Annotated in this window: 12 protein-coding genes; 5 read left to right on the forward strand and 7 right to left on the reverse strand. The window is 63.0% G+C overall.

All coding sequences use genetic code 11. The features are described 5' to 3' along the window. The 3 genes from AADA04_RS10420 to AADA04_RS10430 form a co-directional block, all read left to right on the forward strand. The coding region (locus AADA04_RS10420; protein ID WP_340693202.1) for an ATP-binding protein at nucleotides 1-881 on the forward strand (881 nt) is incomplete at its 5' end. A gap of 57 nt (nucleotides 882-938) precedes the next feature. Further along, complete coding sequence (locus AADA04_RS10425; protein WP_340693203.1) at nucleotides 939-2,429, forward strand: ATP-binding protein; 1,491 nt, start codon at nucleotides 939-941, stop codon at nucleotides 2,427-2,429. Nucleotides 2,430-2,509: 80 nt separating this feature from the next. After that, the gene (locus tag AADA04_RS10430) at nucleotides 2,510-4,177 is read left to right on the forward strand and encodes a hypothetical protein (protein ID WP_340693204.1); all 1,668 of its coding nucleotides are present in this window, start codon (nucleotides 2,510-2,512) and stop codon (nucleotides 4,175-4,177) included. Between the two features lie 66 nt (nucleotides 4,178-4,243). On the opposite strand, the gene AADA04_RS10435 is transcribed toward AADA04_RS10430, so the two are convergent. Further along, complete coding sequence (locus AADA04_RS10435; RefSeq protein ID WP_340693205.1) at nucleotides 4,244-6,520, reverse strand: NADP-dependent malic enzyme; 2,277 nt, start codon at nucleotides 6,518-6,520, stop codon at nucleotides 4,244-4,246. Between the two features lie 179 nt (nucleotides 6,521-6,699). Here AADA04_RS10435 and mutS point away from each other — a divergent pair, with 179 nt between their 5' ends. After that, the gene (gene mutS / locus AADA04_RS10440; protein WP_340693206.1) at nucleotides 6,700-9,411 is read left to right on the forward strand and encodes a DNA mismatch repair protein MutS; all 2,712 of its coding nucleotides are present in this window, start codon (nucleotides 6,700-6,702) and stop codon (nucleotides 9,409-9,411) included. 148 nt (nucleotides 9,412-9,559) lie between these two features. Further along, the gene (locus tag AADA04_RS10445) at nucleotides 9,560-9,814 is read left to right on the forward strand and encodes a hypothetical protein (protein WP_340693207.1); all 255 of its coding nucleotides are present in this window, start codon (nucleotides 9,560-9,562) and stop codon (nucleotides 9,812-9,814) included. Between the two features lie 7 nt (nucleotides 9,815-9,821). Here AADA04_RS10445 and AADA04_RS10450 read toward each other — a convergent pair whose 3' ends face one another. The 6 genes from AADA04_RS10450 to AADA04_RS10475 form a co-directional block, all read right to left on the reverse strand. Then, nucleotides 9,822-10,232, reverse strand: coding sequence for a helix-turn-helix transcriptional regulator (locus AADA04_RS10450; RefSeq protein WP_340693208.1), 411 nt, complete (start codon nucleotides 10,230-10,232; stop codon nucleotides 9,822-9,824). A gap of 135 nt (nucleotides 10,233-10,367) precedes the next feature. Continuing rightward, nucleotides 10,368-11,768 carry an efflux transporter outer membrane subunit gene (locus AADA04_RS10455; RefSeq protein ID WP_340693209.1) on the reverse strand — a complete coding sequence of 467 codons (1,401 nt, stop codon included), beginning with the start codon at nucleotides 11,766-11,768 and terminating at the stop codon, nucleotides 10,368-10,370. After that, a complete protein-coding gene (locus AADA04_RS10460; RefSeq protein WP_340693210.1) occupies nucleotides 11,761-12,993 on the reverse strand; it encodes an ABC transporter permease in 1,233 nt (410 codons plus the stop codon). Before AADA04_RS10460 ends, AADA04_RS10455 begins: the two co-directional genes overlap by 8 nt. After that, nucleotides 12,990-13,691 carry an ABC transporter ATP-binding protein gene (locus AADA04_RS10465; protein WP_340693211.1) on the reverse strand — a complete coding sequence of 234 codons (702 nt, stop codon included), beginning with the start codon at nucleotides 13,689-13,691 and terminating at the stop codon, nucleotides 12,990-12,992. Before AADA04_RS10465 ends, AADA04_RS10460 begins: the two co-directional genes overlap by 4 nt. A 2-nt stretch (nucleotides 13,692-13,693) precedes the next feature. Next, the gene (locus AADA04_RS10470; protein ID WP_340693212.1) at nucleotides 13,694-15,193 is read right to left on the reverse strand and encodes an efflux RND transporter periplasmic adaptor subunit; all 1,500 of its coding nucleotides are present in this window, start codon (nucleotides 15,191-15,193) and stop codon (nucleotides 13,694-13,696) included. Nucleotides 15,194-15,389: 196 nt separating this feature from the next. Then, on the reverse strand, nucleotides 15,390-15,770 hold the full coding sequence (locus AADA04_RS10475) for a hypothetical protein (RefSeq protein WP_340693213.1): 381 nt from the start codon (nucleotides 15,768-15,770) through the stop codon (nucleotides 15,390-15,392). Nucleotides 15,771-15,854: the final 84 nt, after the last annotated feature.

Raw genomic sequence — 15,854 nt, forward strand, 5'->3', positions numbered from 1 at the left:
TGCTGGCCCAGCGCCTGCCCGGCCTGTTGCCGCCCCTGTCGGCGCGCGAACTGCTGGAAGTCTCGCAGATCCAGTCGATCGCCGGCCTGCTCGAACGGGGCCGCCTGTCGCGCACACGGCCTTTCCGCGCGCCGCACCATTCCGCCTCCATGGCCGCCCTTGTCGGCGGCGGCATCAAGGCCAAGCCGGGCGAGGTGTCGCTCGCCCATCACGGCATACTCTTCCTCGATGAACTCCCGGAATTCCCGGCCCATGTGCTCGACAGCCTGCGCCAACCGCTGGAAGCGGGCGAGGCCGTCGTGGCCCGCGCCAACCGGCATGTGCGCTATCCGGCACGGTTCCAGCTCGTCGCGGCGATGAACCCCTGCCGCTGTGGCGGCGGGCCCGGTGCGGCAGCCTGCACGAAAGGGCCAAGATGCGCGCAAACCTACCAGTCGCGCCTCTCCGGCCCCTTCCTCGACCGGATCGATCTCTATCACGACACGCCGCCGGTCACCGCTGTCGACCTCGCTTTACTGCCCTCTGCTGAGGGCACGGCAGAGGTCAAGGCGCGCGTGCTGCATGCGCGTGACGTGCAGACCGAACGCTTTGGTGACATGGACTGCGACACGCGCCGCCCGGTCAATGCCGATGCGCCGACCGGTGATATCGAGCGCCTTGCGGCCCCGGACGCACCGGGCGCGGCCTTGCTCGCCGATGCCGCCGTCAAACTGCAGCTCACGGCGCGTGGCTATCACCGGGTTCTGAAGGTCGCCCGGACCATTGCCGATCTTGATGGCGCAGGCGGTGTGCGCCGCCTCCACATTGCCGAGGCGTTGACATACCGGCGGCGCGCGCCCGGACAGGCCGAAGGCGTTCAGGCCGGTGCACTGGCCCGGTAAGGTTCGGCCTCGTTCATTAAACGAATGCTAAAGCCTTGGGCCTAGGGTTTTCGGGACATGACAGATACGCCAGACACACCCAAATCCGTCGCGACGCCGCAAGATGCTTTCCTGGCGACAGCGAGCCACGAGATTCGTACGCCCCTGAACGGTATTCTCGGCACAGTTTCGCTCTTGCTGGAGACCGATCTTGAGCCGGCCCAGCGCGAATACGCCGAGACGATCCGCCTGAGTGGTGGACGCCTGCTCGACCTGCTCAACAATGTCCTCGACTATGCGCGGCTTGATGCGTCGGCCGTTGAACTCGAGACCGAGAGTTTTTGCGCGATCCGGCTCGGTCGCGAAGTGATAGAATTGCTCAGCCCACGCGCCCATGCGAGCGGGCTTGATCTCGCCGTTCGGTCATCGCAGCTGCCGATGCCAACCTATTCGGGCGATGCCGGCCGCATTCGCCAGATCCTGTTCAATCTTGTCGGCAATGCGCTCAAATTTACCCAGAGTGGCGGCGTGCTGCTCGATATCATTGCACGCGACGACGGACTGGAATTCCGTATCATCGACACGGGCCCGGGCATCGCGCTGGACGACCTCGATCATTTGTTCGACGCCTTCCACCAGGTCGGCGCAGAGGATGCCTACAAGGATGGCGGTGTCGGACTCGGCCTGGCCATCGTGAAGCGCCTGACCGACCTGCTCGGCGGTACGATCAACGTCCTCAGCTCGCCAGGGTGTGGCGCGGCGTTCTCTGTTATCCTGCCGCTTGATCGGTCAGGGCAGGAGACCAGCCATGACGAAACGGTTCTCGGCGGCAAGGTCGGCCTGGTCGGCCTGCCACCTGTCACGTGCCTGTCGATTGCCTCTGCGCTGGAAGATGTGCAGGCGATCGCGGTCCTGGTCGACCCGTCGCGCGGACGCCTGCCAAAAGGTGTTGATGTCCTGCTCATCGGCGCCGACCTGCCGGAAGCGACCGTCAAGGCCTATGCCAAGCTTGCGCCGGCGCTCGTTGTCGTGCGTCCCGAGGACCGGGGCGCGCTGCCGCGTTTCCGCGAACTGGGATGTGTCGGCTGGCTCGTGCGGCCGCTGCGCACATCGTCGCTCGCTGAGCGGATTTTCCTCGTGCGCTCCGGTGGCGAAGCCGTGGACGAGCCGGAGGCCGAAACCGGCGTGGGTCATGTCCTGATTGCAGACGACAATCCGGTCAACGCGCTGATCGCACGCCGCGCCTTGGAATCGGCGGGATTTACCGTCACAGTCGCGTCAACTGGCAGCGAAGCACTGGAGGCCGCAGGCGACATGGACCCCGCTCTCATCCTGATGGACCTGCGCATGCCGGTCATGGACGGTTTCGAAGCCATGCGCCGCTTGCGGGCAGGGGGCTCCGGTGTGCCGATCATTGCTGTCTCGGCCGAGATCAATCCGGATATTGAACGCCGCGCCCTTGCTGCGGGTGCCAATGGTGTCGCTGCGAAACCGCTGGATGCCGAGGCGCTTCGCAGCCTTGCCATCCGCTGGACAGCCCCACCGGCTGTGTCTGCAGGCGTCGGATGAACGAGGCGGCGACCCCTCCGCAACCGTTGAAGACTCAGCCCCGCGCGCTCCGCGCCCTCAAAGCCTTGAGGGACCGACGCATGGTGGCGATGGCGCTGTTTGCGTTTGCCGCCGGTCTTCCCATGGGCGTCACACTCGGCTTGCTCAATGCATGGCTCACGAAGCTCGGCATTACGCCGTCGACCATCGGCACGCTGTCTTTGCTGACGCTTGGCTATTCATTCAAATATCTATGGGCGCCGGCGTTCCAGACGGCGCATCCGGCCCCGCTCACCGGATTCCTTGGCGGGCGCCGGTCCTGGCTGCTCCTGTTCCAGGGCATCATGGTTGTCCTGATCGGCATTTTTGCTTTCACCAATCCGGCCGAGAATATCGGACTCGTCGCCCTTATTGCGCTGGCCATCGCCCTCGTTTCCCCGACACATGACATCGTGCTTGATGCCTGGCGCATCGAGGTCGCCCGTTCGGATGAAGACAAGGACCTGATGTCCGCGCTCTACCAGTTCGGCTACAAGTCGGCAGGCTTCATTTCGGGCTTCATCGCGCTGCTCGTCGCGGCGCGCTTCGGCTGGACAGCGACATTCCTCATGGTTGCCTTCGTGCTGGCCCTGTCGATGATCGGCAGCATCATTGCGCCGGAACCGGCAAGCTCGAAGACTCCCAATGCCGATCGCCTGTCCTTCCTGCCGAGCCTGCCGCGCCGTATTTCGACGCCGGCCGTCACAGTGGTCGCCATCGGCTGGCTCATCGGATTCACGTTGATTCTCGTCTTCGTCATGCAGTCGCTATTCTCTGCGGTGCCCCCTTCGGGCGGTACATTCGTGCGCACTGAAGGCCCGTGGATTGTCGGGCTGACCGTTCTCGTCCCAGCGATCGTGTCAGCAATCCTTGTCTTTCGGTTCGGGGCAAAATCCGCTGAAACGCCTGCGCATATTGCGAACGAGACGCGTGCCGAATCTATTCTCCGCAACCTGTTCCGGGCGATCTTCGATCCTTTGATGGAGCTGATTTCACGCCTCAAATGGGGCGCTGTCCTGGTCCTTTTGCTGGCGTTGACCTACCGTTTCACGGACGCGGTCTGGGGCGCGTTCGCCTATCCCTTCTATCTTGGCGACCAGTTCGGCGCGCTCGGCCATTCACTGGACGATGTCGCGATTGCCTCCAAATTCTTCGGCGTTGTCGCCACGATACTCGGCTCGCTGCTCGGCGCGGTCCTGATCGCCGTATTGGGCCGCATGCCGGTCTTTTTTGTCGGCGGTATCGTCGCGGCGGCGACCAACCTGCTCTATGCAGACCTCGCGGCGGGGGCGACCGTTCTCGACGGGTTCCTCCACATCTCGCATCTCGGGCCACCGCTCAGCGCGCTGGCGGACTGGGCGGCCAAACTCTCGCCTGATGTTGTGGCCGCCGATCAGGGCCAGCGCATGGCGCGCCTGATGGTCACGATCTTCGCTGAAAACATTGCGGGCGGCTTCGCGCTCGTCGCGATCACGGCCTATCTCACGTCTGTGGTGAATCCGCGCTTTGCCGCCGTGCAATATGCGTTGCTCGCGTCGCTCACCATGCTGATCGGCACGTTGGGGCGTCCTTGGCTCGGCGAGATCATCGAGAGCCAGGGCTATTATTCCGTGTTCATGATCACGTTCTGGCTCGGCGGTATCGCCGTCATCCTGTCGGTTCTCGAATGGGTGCGCCAGGCTCGCGACACGACTGGGTCAACGAGCCTGGTTCTGGCGCAGGACGACTAGAGCGGCGTGCCGAAAAGTGGCCCGCGGTTTTCGGGGACACGCCGCGACCCTTAAGAATCTGCGTCCTTAGTCGCCGTGCACGCGGTCGACGTCATAGGCGGCAATCGTCGCGAGATTGACGATGTCGCCCACCGTGGCGCCGAGTGATGCGATCTGGACCGGCTTCTCGAGACCCAGCAGCATTGGCCCGATCACGGTTGCCCGGCTCATTGATTCCAGCAGCTTGGTCGAGATCGACGCAGCATGGATCGCCGGCATGACCAGAACATTGGCCGGGCCCTTGAGGCGCGAGAACGGATAGAGCAAGGAATGGTTCGGGTTGAGCGCGATGTCGGCATTCATGTCGCCTTCGTACTCGAAGTCGACACCCGGCATCTGGTCGAGAATCGTGACCGCCTCGCGCACTTTCTCGCCGCGTTCGCCCATCGGATTGCCGAAGGTCGAATAGGACAGGAATGCCACGCGCGGAATAAAGCCCATGGCACGCACCGCGCCAGCTGCTTCCAGCGCAATGTTTGCAAGATCTTCGCCCTGCGGCAGTTCGGTGACGCTCGTGTCGGCGATGAACACGGTCCTGCCGCGATTGATCACCATCGACATGCCCATCAGGGCCTTGCTCGGCAAGGCGTCCAGCACGAGCAGGGCGTCATTCAGAGCCACGTCATAATTGCGGGTGACGCCCGTGACCATGCCGTCCGCATCACCATTCTTCAGCATGCAACAGCCGAAGATGTTGCGGTCCTGGTTCACCAGGCGCTGAACGTCGCGTTTCAGGTAGCCATCGCGCTGCAGGCGAGAATACAGGAGATCGGTATAGACCGGATTGTTGTCAGACAGACGCGCATTGATGATTTCCAGCGTACCGGCGGGCACACCCATCTGTTCCATCATCCGTTCGACCTGGGCTTCGCGGCCGATCAGGATCGGATGGCCCAGGCCCTGGTTTTTGAAGCTGAAGGCGGCGCGCACAACGGCGGGCTCTTCACCCTCGGCGAACACGATGCGGCGCTGGACATCCTTGGCGCGGGCCTGAACGCCCTGAAGGAAAGCCGCAGCCGGATCGGCCCGGCGCACCAGCGAGGCACGATAGGCGTCCATGTCGGCGATCGGCGTGCGCGCGACGCCGGTGTCCATTGCGGCCTGTGCCACGAATGGCGGGATGAAGCTGATGAGGCGCGGATCGAACGGGCTGGGAATGATATAGTCACGGCCAAAGCTCGGGCGGGCGCCGTGATAGGCGGCAGCCACTTCGTCCGGCACGTCCTCGCGGGCCAGTTCGGCCAGCGCCCGGGCTGCGGCGACTTTCATTTCCTCGTTGATGCTGCGTGCCCGAACGTCCAGCGCACCCCGGAAGATGTAAGGGAAACCCAGCACATTGTTGACCTGGTTGGGATAGTCCGACCGGCCGGTTGCGATGATTGCGTCGTCACGCACGGATTTGATGTCTTCGGGCGTGATTTCCGGGTCGGGATTTGCCATGGCGAAGATGATCGGATCCTTGGCCATGGATTTGACCATGGCTTTCGAAATGGCGCCCTTGGCCGAGAGGCCGAGAACGCAGTCGACGCCCTCCATGGCCTCGCTCAGTGTGCGCTTCGTCGTCTTGACGGCGAAGGCGGACTTGAACTGGTCCATCCGCTCGGTGCGGCCTTCATAGACAACGCCAGTCGAGTCACACATCAGGATGTTCTCGGCCTTGACGCCGAGATGGCGGATCAGGCCCGCCACGGACAGGCCCGCCGCGCCGGCACCGGAGACAGCTACTGTCAGGTCTTTCAGCTCGCGCCCGGTGACATGGCAGGCATTGATGATGCCGGCGGCAGCAATGATTGCAGTGCCATGCTGGTCATCGTGGAACACGGGAATATCGAGTTCCTCGCGCAGGCGGCTTTCGATAATGAAGCAGTCAGGCGAACCGATATCCTCGAGGTTGATGCCACCCCAGGTGTCGCCGATATTGCGGACCGTGCGGATGAAATCCTCGACGTCTGTCGTATTCACTTCCACGTCGACACTGTCGATGTCGGCAAAGCGCTTGAACAGGACGCATTTGCCTTCCATCACCGGTTTGGACGCCATCGGGCCGAGATTTCCGAGCCCGAGAATCGCCGTGCCGTTCGTAATCACCGCAACCAGGTTGCCCTTCGATGTGTAATCGTACGCCTTGTCGGGATCCTCGGCGATCGCCAGGACCGGAATAGCGACACCGGGGCTGTAGGCCAGTGACAGGTCGCGCTGCGTGCCCATGGGCTTGGTCGGCGCCATGGAAATCTTGCCTGGAGTAGGCTTTGAATGGAAATCGAGCGCTTCCTGGTCAGTGAAGCTTGGGCGCTTGGTTGTCATGGGAAAGGGTGGTCCGATGCTAACGAGTGAAAGGGTGGTTAGCGATTGACCCTATGCCTCACCGCCGAGCGTGCCAACCGCAAATATGGTCCATGTCGTCGCGGTTTCTGGCTATTTCATGGCGAGCGACAGCCTGAACGCTTTGCGAATCCCCAGCCGAGGCGCTAGCGTCCGCCTCCATGGCCGATACCGCGATTCCCTCGAAAAAGGCTGCCGTAAAAGGCAACGAGCCGACGCCATTCATGGTGCAGTATCTCGGCATAAAGGCCCGCCATCCCGACGCGCTGCTTTTCTTCAGGATGGGGGACTTTTACGAGCTCTTCTTCGATGACGCCGTCGAAGCGTCCCGGATCCTCGACATCGCGCTGACGTCGCGCGGCGAGCATGATGGCAAGCCCATCCCGATGGCTGGTGTTCCCTATCACGCAGCTGAAGGTTACCTCGCCCGCCTGATCAAATCCGGTGCGCGCGTGGCCGTATGCGAGCAGACGGAAAGCCCGGCCGAAGCGAAGAAGCGCGGGTCGAAATCCATCGTCAATCGCGACATCGTCCGGATCGTCACGCCGGGCACATTGACCGAGGATTCGCTATTGCCAGCGCGGCAGGGCCAGGCCCTTGCCGCCATCGCGCTGGCCAATGGCGGCGCCGACGCAGCGATAGCGGTGTGTGATGTGTCCACAGGGCGCTTCGATGTTGCGCCTGTCGCCCCCGGCGCATTGGCCGATGCCTTGCTTGGCTGGCCGCTTCGCGAACTGCTTGTCAGCGCAGCCGATATGGACCGCCCGGCGATTGCCGCTGTCGTCTCTGCCGCAAGCACGCCAGTGACCGAACGTCCGGCCCGCGCCGCGACACCGAAAACCGGCGAAGCCCTGCTCAAGCAGACATTCGAAGTGGCCGCGCTCGAAGCCTTCGGGGATTTCTCCAAGGCTGAGCTCTCGGCCATCGGCCTGCTGCTCGATTATGTGCTGCTTACGCAGGCCGGCGCCGATATCCGCCTCGATCCGCCCCAGCGCCCGCCCGCCAGCGGGCATCTCGCGATTGACCCGGCGACCCGCGCCAGCCTCGAGATAGACCGCGCCATGAATGGTGCGCGCGATGGGTCGCTCCTCGCAACTGTGGACCGAACCGTCACCGCGCCGGGTGCTCGCCTGTTGGCCAGCCACCTGTCTCGCCCGTCACTCGATCGCAGCGAAATCGAATCCCGCCTTGAAGCGGTCGCTTGGCTTGTCGCGGATACGGATGTGCTGGAGGCGCTTCGCAGCCGCCTGAAGGCGGCGCCGGACCTGGAGCGTGCCCGTACGCGGCTTCGGCTCGGACGGGGCGGGCCGCGCGACCTGCAGGCGATCGGACGCGCGCTGTCGGCTGGCGATGCCGCCGCACGCGAACTAGCCGTCATTGAGGGCGGCGTCCCGGCGCGCCTGGGGGCGGCTATCAATGTGCTTCTGCTGGAGAACACGCCCGACCTGCAGGTTTTCGCCTCAGACCTGGCGCAGGCCTTGAATGACAGCCTTCCGATGCTGGCTCGTGATGGCGGCTTTATCGCACCGGGCTGGGATAGTGCACTCGATGAGGCGCGCGGCCTGCGAGATGACAGTCGCCGCATCATTGCCGAGCTGCAGTCACGCTATGCGCGTGAGACCGGCATTTCGGCGCTGAAGATCAAGTTCAACAATGTGCTCGGCTATTTCATCGACGTTCCGGCCCGGCATGGCGATGCCCTGATGGCGCCGCCGCTATCGGAGACGTTCATCCACCGCCAGACCCTGGCCGGGAATGTCCGCTTTTCGACGCGTGAACTGTCCGACCTTGCGGGCCGCATTTCGCGTGCCGAAGAAGAAGCAAAGGCGCGTGAGGGGGAGTTGTTCAACGGGTTTTGCGCTGGCGTTGACGCGCTCAATGAGACACTCGCGACATCTGCCCACGCGATTGCCGACCTTGATGTCGCCGGAGCCAATGCCGCCTGGGCGATCGAAATTGACGCTGTCAGGCCCGAGCTTGCCGACACGCCTGTATTCGAAGCCACAGGCCTGCGCCATCCGGTTGTCGAAGCGGCGCTGAAGCGCGATGGCAAAGGCTTCACCGCGAACGACCTGAACCTTGATGCAGGTGGGGAAGGGGGCGCGCGGCTCCTGCTGGTCACCGGTCCGAACATGGCCGGCAAATCGACCTATTTGCGGCAGGCCGCCCTGGCGGTCATCATGGCGCAAGCGGGCTGCTTCGTGCCGGCCAAGTCGATCCGGCTCGGCCTGGCTGACCGGGTGTTTTCACGCGTCGGCGCCTCGGACGATCTTGCCCGCGGCCGGTCGACCTTCATGGTCGAGATGGTCGAGACGGCTGCGATCCTGACGCAGGCAACACCCGCCAGTTTTGTCATCCTTGATGAAGTGGGGCGTGGAACGTCTACCTACGATGGCCTTGCCATCGCCTGGGCCGCCGTCGAACACCTGCACGGCGTCAATGCCTGCCGCGCCCTGTTTGCCACCCATTATCATGAGCTCACGCAACTGGCGGAAGACTTGCCGGGCGCCGCCAATGCGTCCCTGCGCGCCCGCGAATGGAAGAACGACCTCGTCTTCCTGCACGAGATCCAGCCCGGCCCGGCCGACCGGTCTTACGGCGTACAAGTTGCGCGCCTTGCCGGCTTGCCGAAGCGCGCTGTGACGCGTGCTTCGCAGATCCTCAAGCGGCTCGAGGCCGATCCGAAAACGGCGGATAATTTGCCCCTGTTCGCGGCGGTTGTGGAGCAGGCTCCGTCAAATGGCGATGTTGACGCGCTGCCTGGTCCATCCCGGCTTGCAGAGATACTTGACGACGTCGATCCCGACACGCTGACGCCGCGCGAAGCACTGGATATTGTTTACCGCCTGAAGGCAGAATCAAAAAAACCCTGAATCTTCCGTATAGTTGTTGGAGGCCCAAGCCGATGACACTAGGATTATCGGAGGTCGAAGGCCGCAGGCCCTTGATCGGCAATCGGGGATGAAGCGCATCAAAAAAGCGCTCGCCCCTCGTGGACGTCGATAAATCGGAGGCCGAATCATGATTGGCAAAGCAGGAAGTATCAACGAAGTCACGCTCTCCAGCGCACAGATTCGACTGGAGTTGGAGAGCGCTCGAAAGGTGGTCGCCCGCCTCGCTCGCACAATTCGAATGGTCGGTGATGCGGGCGTGGCAGACCCCGAAACGTCCAACGAGTTGGAAATGCACCTCGGCGCCGCCTATGCCGCGGCCTATCGGTGGTTGCTGGAATCACGCTTGCAGGCGACCGGGAACGGCATTTCGATCACGCGCTAAGTGAACCTCAGGACGATTGGTTCATTTCGAGCGCTTGCAGCAGGCGTACCGCAGCCTGAAGGTCGTCGGCGTCGCCAAGCTGGTCGATGAGCTTTTTCGCATCGCGCCGAAGGTCTTTGATCCGGAGGCGTGTCTCGGCCACAGGCGATTTCTTGCCGATCGGCTCGAACGGCTCGTAGAAAAAGTTGATTGGCTTTTTCAGCGCGATTGCAACTTCGCGCAGCCGTCCCGCAGACATGCGGCTGTGACCGGCTTCGTATTTCTGGATCTGCTGGAATGTTACGCCGAGGAGTTGGGCGAGCCCGTCCTGCGTTAGCCCCATCTCGCGACGCCCTTGGCGTAGCTGCTGTCCAACGAAGCGATCTGCATCGGTTGGCTTTCTGGCATCGTGGCCAGCATGTTTGGCTGATTTCAACATAATAAATCCAACTACTCTGTATATGCTATCCAAAACAAGCTGATTGCGCAGGTGTTTGGACGGATTCAGTCCATATCGCTGCAAAAAGATCGAAAACTCCCTCCTGACAAGGAGGGTTCCCCGAGGGAAGAATAGCTATTCTGGTGGGTCCAATGCCCCGCCAAGCGCGAGATAAAGCGTGATCCGCGATTCGGTTTCAGCGCGACGAAGTGAGAGCAGCGTGCGGTCTGCCTGAAAACTGCGTTGCCGGAATGTCAGCACGTCGAGCAGGTCGATAGCGCCTTCCTTGTACTGGATTTCAGCGAGTTGCAGTGTTTCGCGTGCATTCTCCGCAGCGGTTTCCACAAAACCAGCGCGGTTTCGCAATGTCGTGACATCGTCCAGGCGGCCCTCGACATCGGCATAGGCGTCCAGCACGCTTGCGCCATAATTGGCCAGCGCGATGCGGCCGCCGGCTTCTGCGGCGTCGATGCGCGCGTCCGTCAGGCCGCCGTCAAACAGCGTGTCGGCCAGCCGGAGTCCGAGCGAGAGGGCCAGCGCCGCCGGGTCCAGCACGTCGCCCAGCGTGTCTGTTGCACTCGATACGCCACCCGACAGCGACAGGCTGGGCCAGCGCCCGCCGCGTACGGCTTCTGTACTGGCAAAGGCAGACCGTACCCCGGCTTCGGCGGACAGAACGTCCGGGCGCCGGCGAAGCAGGTCGGCCGGTCGTCCCGCAAGAATGATGTCTTCGATTTCGGGCAGTGTATCCGGCACGGTCATCGTGCCGGATGGATAGCGACCGAGCAGCACTTCGAGCCCGCGGATGGCGCTGCGTTGCGAGGCAAGAGCAAGTTCAAGTGAATCGCGCGCGCTCGCCACGTCCGACTCGGCGAGCACCTGCTCCCTGCGGTCGGCCGCGCCGAGATCGTAGCGCACATTGACGATCCGCAAGGTCTCGACCTGGGCGGCGAGCGTGGCCCGTGACAGATCAACCTGATGGCCGGCATCAATGGCAACCGCATAGGCGCGCGCGACACTGGCGGCGATCGACTCCCGGCTGGCACGATAGACGGCCCGGGCACTTTCCAGGTCGAATTGCGATGCCAGGATGTCCGACCGGATCGCGCCCCACAGGTCGGCTTCCCAACTCGCATCGACGTTCGCGCTATAGCGCTCGGCAAGGTCAAAATCCTCGAAGTCGGACGATCCGCTGGCGCCTGCGCCCGCACTGATGCTTGGCAACAGGCTTGATCGGGACTGGCGCAGGAAGGCTTCGGAGCGCCGCACGCTTTCCGCGCTGGCCCGCAGGCTTGGATTGGCGGCGAGCGCTTCACGCATCAGCGCGAGCAGGGTTTCATCATGAATGATTCCGGCCCAGGTCGCGGCGACTTCGCCATCCGTTTCAGGACCGAACGCCCACGCATCCGGTGCACTCAGTGCAGCCTGCTCCTGCGTGATCAACGCCTGTGGCGACTGCCTGGCAGGTGTCGATGCGCAGGCCGGTATGATCGTCGCCAACAGGACCAGTGCGAGGGCAGGGGTTGTCTTATTCATGTCTGAGAGCCTCGATGGGGTTGAGTCGCGCCGCTTGCCGGGCGGGAAAGAATCCGAAGAACAGGCCGATCAGTGCCGACGCGCCAATGGCTATGATTGCAATACGGGGGGAAATCTCAACAGGAAACTCCCCGAGTTTGGCCGCAAGGTTTGCCGCGCCGACGCCAAGCGCAGACCCGATTACGCCGCCAAGCAGGCAGAGCGCCAGCGCTTCGGCAAGGAACTGGCCGAGAATATCGATCCCGCGTGCACCGACAGCCATCCGCAATCCGATCTCCCGTGTGCGCTCTGTCACCGATACGAGCATGATATTCATCACGCCTACGCCTCCCACGATGAGGGACACGGCCGCAGTGAAAGCGAGCAGCACGCCGAACGTGGCCTGCGTGCTCGAGCGGGCGCGAATGAAGTCGGCAATGTTGAACACGCGGAAATCGTCTGCGCCGCCGGGCGCGATCCGCCGGATTTCGCGCAGCCGTGCTTCCAGCTGCTCCTGCGCGTCGGTCATGTCGTAGCCATCAGCGATGCCGACCTCCATATCGTTCACATATTTGGCCACGGTCGGGTTGCCGCCAGTGATCCGGTTGCGGGCGGTGTTGATGGGAACGATGATCACGTCGTCCCGGTCGCCGCCGGGGCCGGCGGACGCGCCGCGCGATTCCAGTACGCCGATGATTTCCAGCGGCACATTGTTCGCCCGTATGGTCTGGCCGACGGGATTGGTGCCTTCAAACAGGCTGTCGGCCACCGTCTTTCCGATAATCGCGACCGCTGCGCCGGAGCTCACTTCGCGGTCGTCGAAAAACCGCCCTTCAGCGACGCTCAGCGACTGGGTGATGAAATAGTCTGTATTGGTCCCGTACAGACTGGTCGACCAATTGTCCTGGCCGGAGATGACGGTGACCGAGCCTGAATTGCGGGCCGCGACGGCTGTGACAAACGGTTCCTGCCGGATCAGTTCGACGTCGGCATCCGTGAAGGGCTGGTCCGACGATGCGCCGCCCGAGCGCGGGCCACGGCGTGAAGCGCCGGGCGCAATCGTCAGGTTGCTCGCACCAAGACTTGCGATCTGGTCGTCCACCTGTTTGGCGGCGCCTTCGCTGATAGCCATCATCGCCATCACCGAGGCGACACCAATCATGATGCCCAGCATGGTGAGAAAGCTGCGCAGCGGATTGGCGATCAATGCTTCAAGGGCAGAGCGGAATGCGACACCTAATTTCATGCGCTTTTCCTTTCATCGCGTTCGACCTTGCCATCGCGGAAATGGATCTGGCGCGACGCATAGGCGGCGACTTCGTCTTCGTGGGTCACCAGGATGACCGTGATGCCATCTGTCGACAGGCCGGTCAGCAGGTCCATGATTCCTTCGGATGTCTTCGTATCCAGCGCACCGGTGGGCTCGTCCGCCAGCAGGATTGACGGCTGGCATGCCAAGGCCCGGGCAATCGCCACGCGCTGTTGCTGGCCGCCGGACAATTGCATTGGCCGGTGGTCCATCCGGTCGCCGAGACCGACCATTTCGAGACATTCGCGGGCACGCGCGTTGGCATCTTCAACCGGTTTTCGGGAGTAGAGCAGCGGCAGTTTCACATTCGCCAGTGCACTCGCGCGGTGCAGCAGGTTGAATTGCTGGAAGACGAAGCCGATGGTCTCGTTCCTCAGGTCAGCCAGCTCATCCCGGCTCAGCTTCGACAGCGGCCGTCCCTTGATGGTCAGTTCGCCGCTGGTCGGCACATCCAGTGCGCCAATCATGTTCATCAGGGTCGACTTGCCTGATCCCGACGGCCCCATGATGGCGGTCATTTCGCCTTCGGTGAAGTCGAGATTGACCCCGCGCAGCGCGAACACTTCCTGTGTTCCCATGCGGTAGACCTTGGTCAGGTCGCGGCAGGTGATGATGGGGGGCGTCCCGGCGGGCATGCTCAGTTGCCCGCCGCCGCGACCGTCAGGCGGGTCACGAAGACGTCGCCTTCATCGGCCCCGCGAAGGATCTCGACATTCTGCCCATCTGACAGCCCGACCGATACCGACACCGTCTTCAGCGTGCCGTCGCCAACGGGCTGGTAGAGTTCGACGCGTCGCTGCGACGCGCGTTCATTTATCGTCTTCTGGACAATCGCCAGTTCGTCCCGGCTGAGATTGTCGCGCAAGACCTTGTCGATGCGCGACTGGATTTTTTCGCGCATGCCGGAGCGATCGAACGTGGCGCCCGCCTCGCCCATGCTGGCACGGACCTTTTCCATCTCGGCTGTCATTTCAGCCTCGATCTTCGCCTTGCGGTCCGCGTCGATGTCGAGCCCGGCGAGCATGGCTTGACCCGGATTGCTCCCCGCGCCAGCGGGACGACCGCTGCGCCGTTCCTGCGCGTTCTCGCCGGTTTCGTCCGTCACCACGGTCACGCCTTCGCTCGGCGGGCGGAACCGCACGGCCGATTCGGAAAGGCGCAGCACGCCCTCGCGCTCCTCGGCAGTGATCTCGACGTTCGCGGTCATGCCCGGCAAGAGGCGGCCTGACCGGTTCTCTGCTGCGATCACGACCGTATAGGTCACGACGTTCGACAGGGTCTCAGACGCGAGCCGCACCTGCTCCACCGTGCCCTTGAATGTTTCATTCGGATACGCGTCGACCTTGAAGGTCGCCGGGTCGCCGGCATCAATCCCGCCAATATCGGATTCCACCACAGCCGCATCAATACGGATGTCTCCAAGGTCCTGCGCAATCTGGAACAGGATGGGCGCCGAGAACGAGGCCGCAACTGTCTGTCCGACATCGACCGATCGCTCGATGACGACGCCGTCAATGGGCGAGCGGATGATCGTGCGGTCCAGGTCGAGCTGGGCCGACTGGAGCGAGGCCTGACGCTGGCTCAGTGTCGCCTGCGACGAGCGCAGCTGTGCGCGCGATACGTCAAGCGCGGCCTTGGCGACGGCGAGGGCTCGTTCGGCATCTTCCAGTGATGATTGCGCAATGGCGTCCTGTTCATATAGCGCCTTGACACGATTGTAGTCCCTTTCGGACTGGGCGAAGCTGGCCTCGGCCGATGCAATATTGGCGCTCTGTACGTCAAGGCTCGCCCGGGCGCTGGCAATATCCGCTTGCGCCGAAGCCACCCGGCTCTCGAATGTCTGCGGGTCGATCCGCGCGATGATGTCGCCTTCCTTCACTTCGGAATTGAAGTCGGCATTCAGTTCGATGATCTGGCCGGAAACCTGCGAGCCGACCTCGACCGTCGTCAGCGCCCGGACGGCGCCTGAGGCCGTGACCAGCCGGGCCACATCGCCGCGTTCCACTGTCGCTGTCTCCAGCGTGAAATCCCCCGGCCTCGCATCGTCGGAACCGCGCAGGAACAGGGCCCAGAGGACAATGAGCGCCACCAGGCCACCGAGGCCATAGACAAGTCGTCGGTCAATTTTGCGGATCAAGGTACACTACTCGCTCTTGCGTTTGGGTCGAAGCCTCACCCGACCGGCGCGCATCTGCGGCAGGACGAATACGAAATCCATATGGAGCGTTGCAGCGCACCTGCCAGATCAAACGTCCGGGACAGGAAATTCCGTCGTCTCCAGCTGCAAATACAGGCACGGGACGCGGGAAAATGGCTTGAAAAGGCCTGTGGGCCTATTTTTTGGGATCGAGGCGGATGATATCGTCATCCGCTGCGCCAGCCTCGGCGGCGGGCAGTCCATCGAGGGCTGCAGCTTCTTCAGCAAGATCGAGATCGAGATTGAACGCCGGTTCTCCACCGAAATCGGCTCCGCCAAGCGCACCTGAGCCGATCAGCCGCGACTCGCCCGTATCGCCGCCCAGGTTCAGGTTGAAGCTGCCGGTCGACGCGCCCGTGTCAGCCGTCGGGCTCGGTAGCGAGAGGTTGAGCGTGCCCGCTGCCGTGTTGTCGGCTGAAACCGTCTGCACATCCGCCACGTTTGAGTCCGCTGCCTGTGAACAGGCGACGCCGGCAAAAGCGAGGGAGGCGAGGGCGAAAGCAGTGATCGATTTCATGTTCATGCACCTGATCTTGCAGCGGCCATCAGCGGTCCGCAAGCTTCTGTTGCACAACGTCCCAGAAAATGGCGGCACTATCAA

The organism is Hyphomonas sp., from assembly GCF_037969335.1.
In the GTDB taxonomy this organism is placed as follows: domain Bacteria; phylum Pseudomonadota; class Alphaproteobacteria; order Caulobacterales; family Hyphomonadaceae; genus Hyphomonas.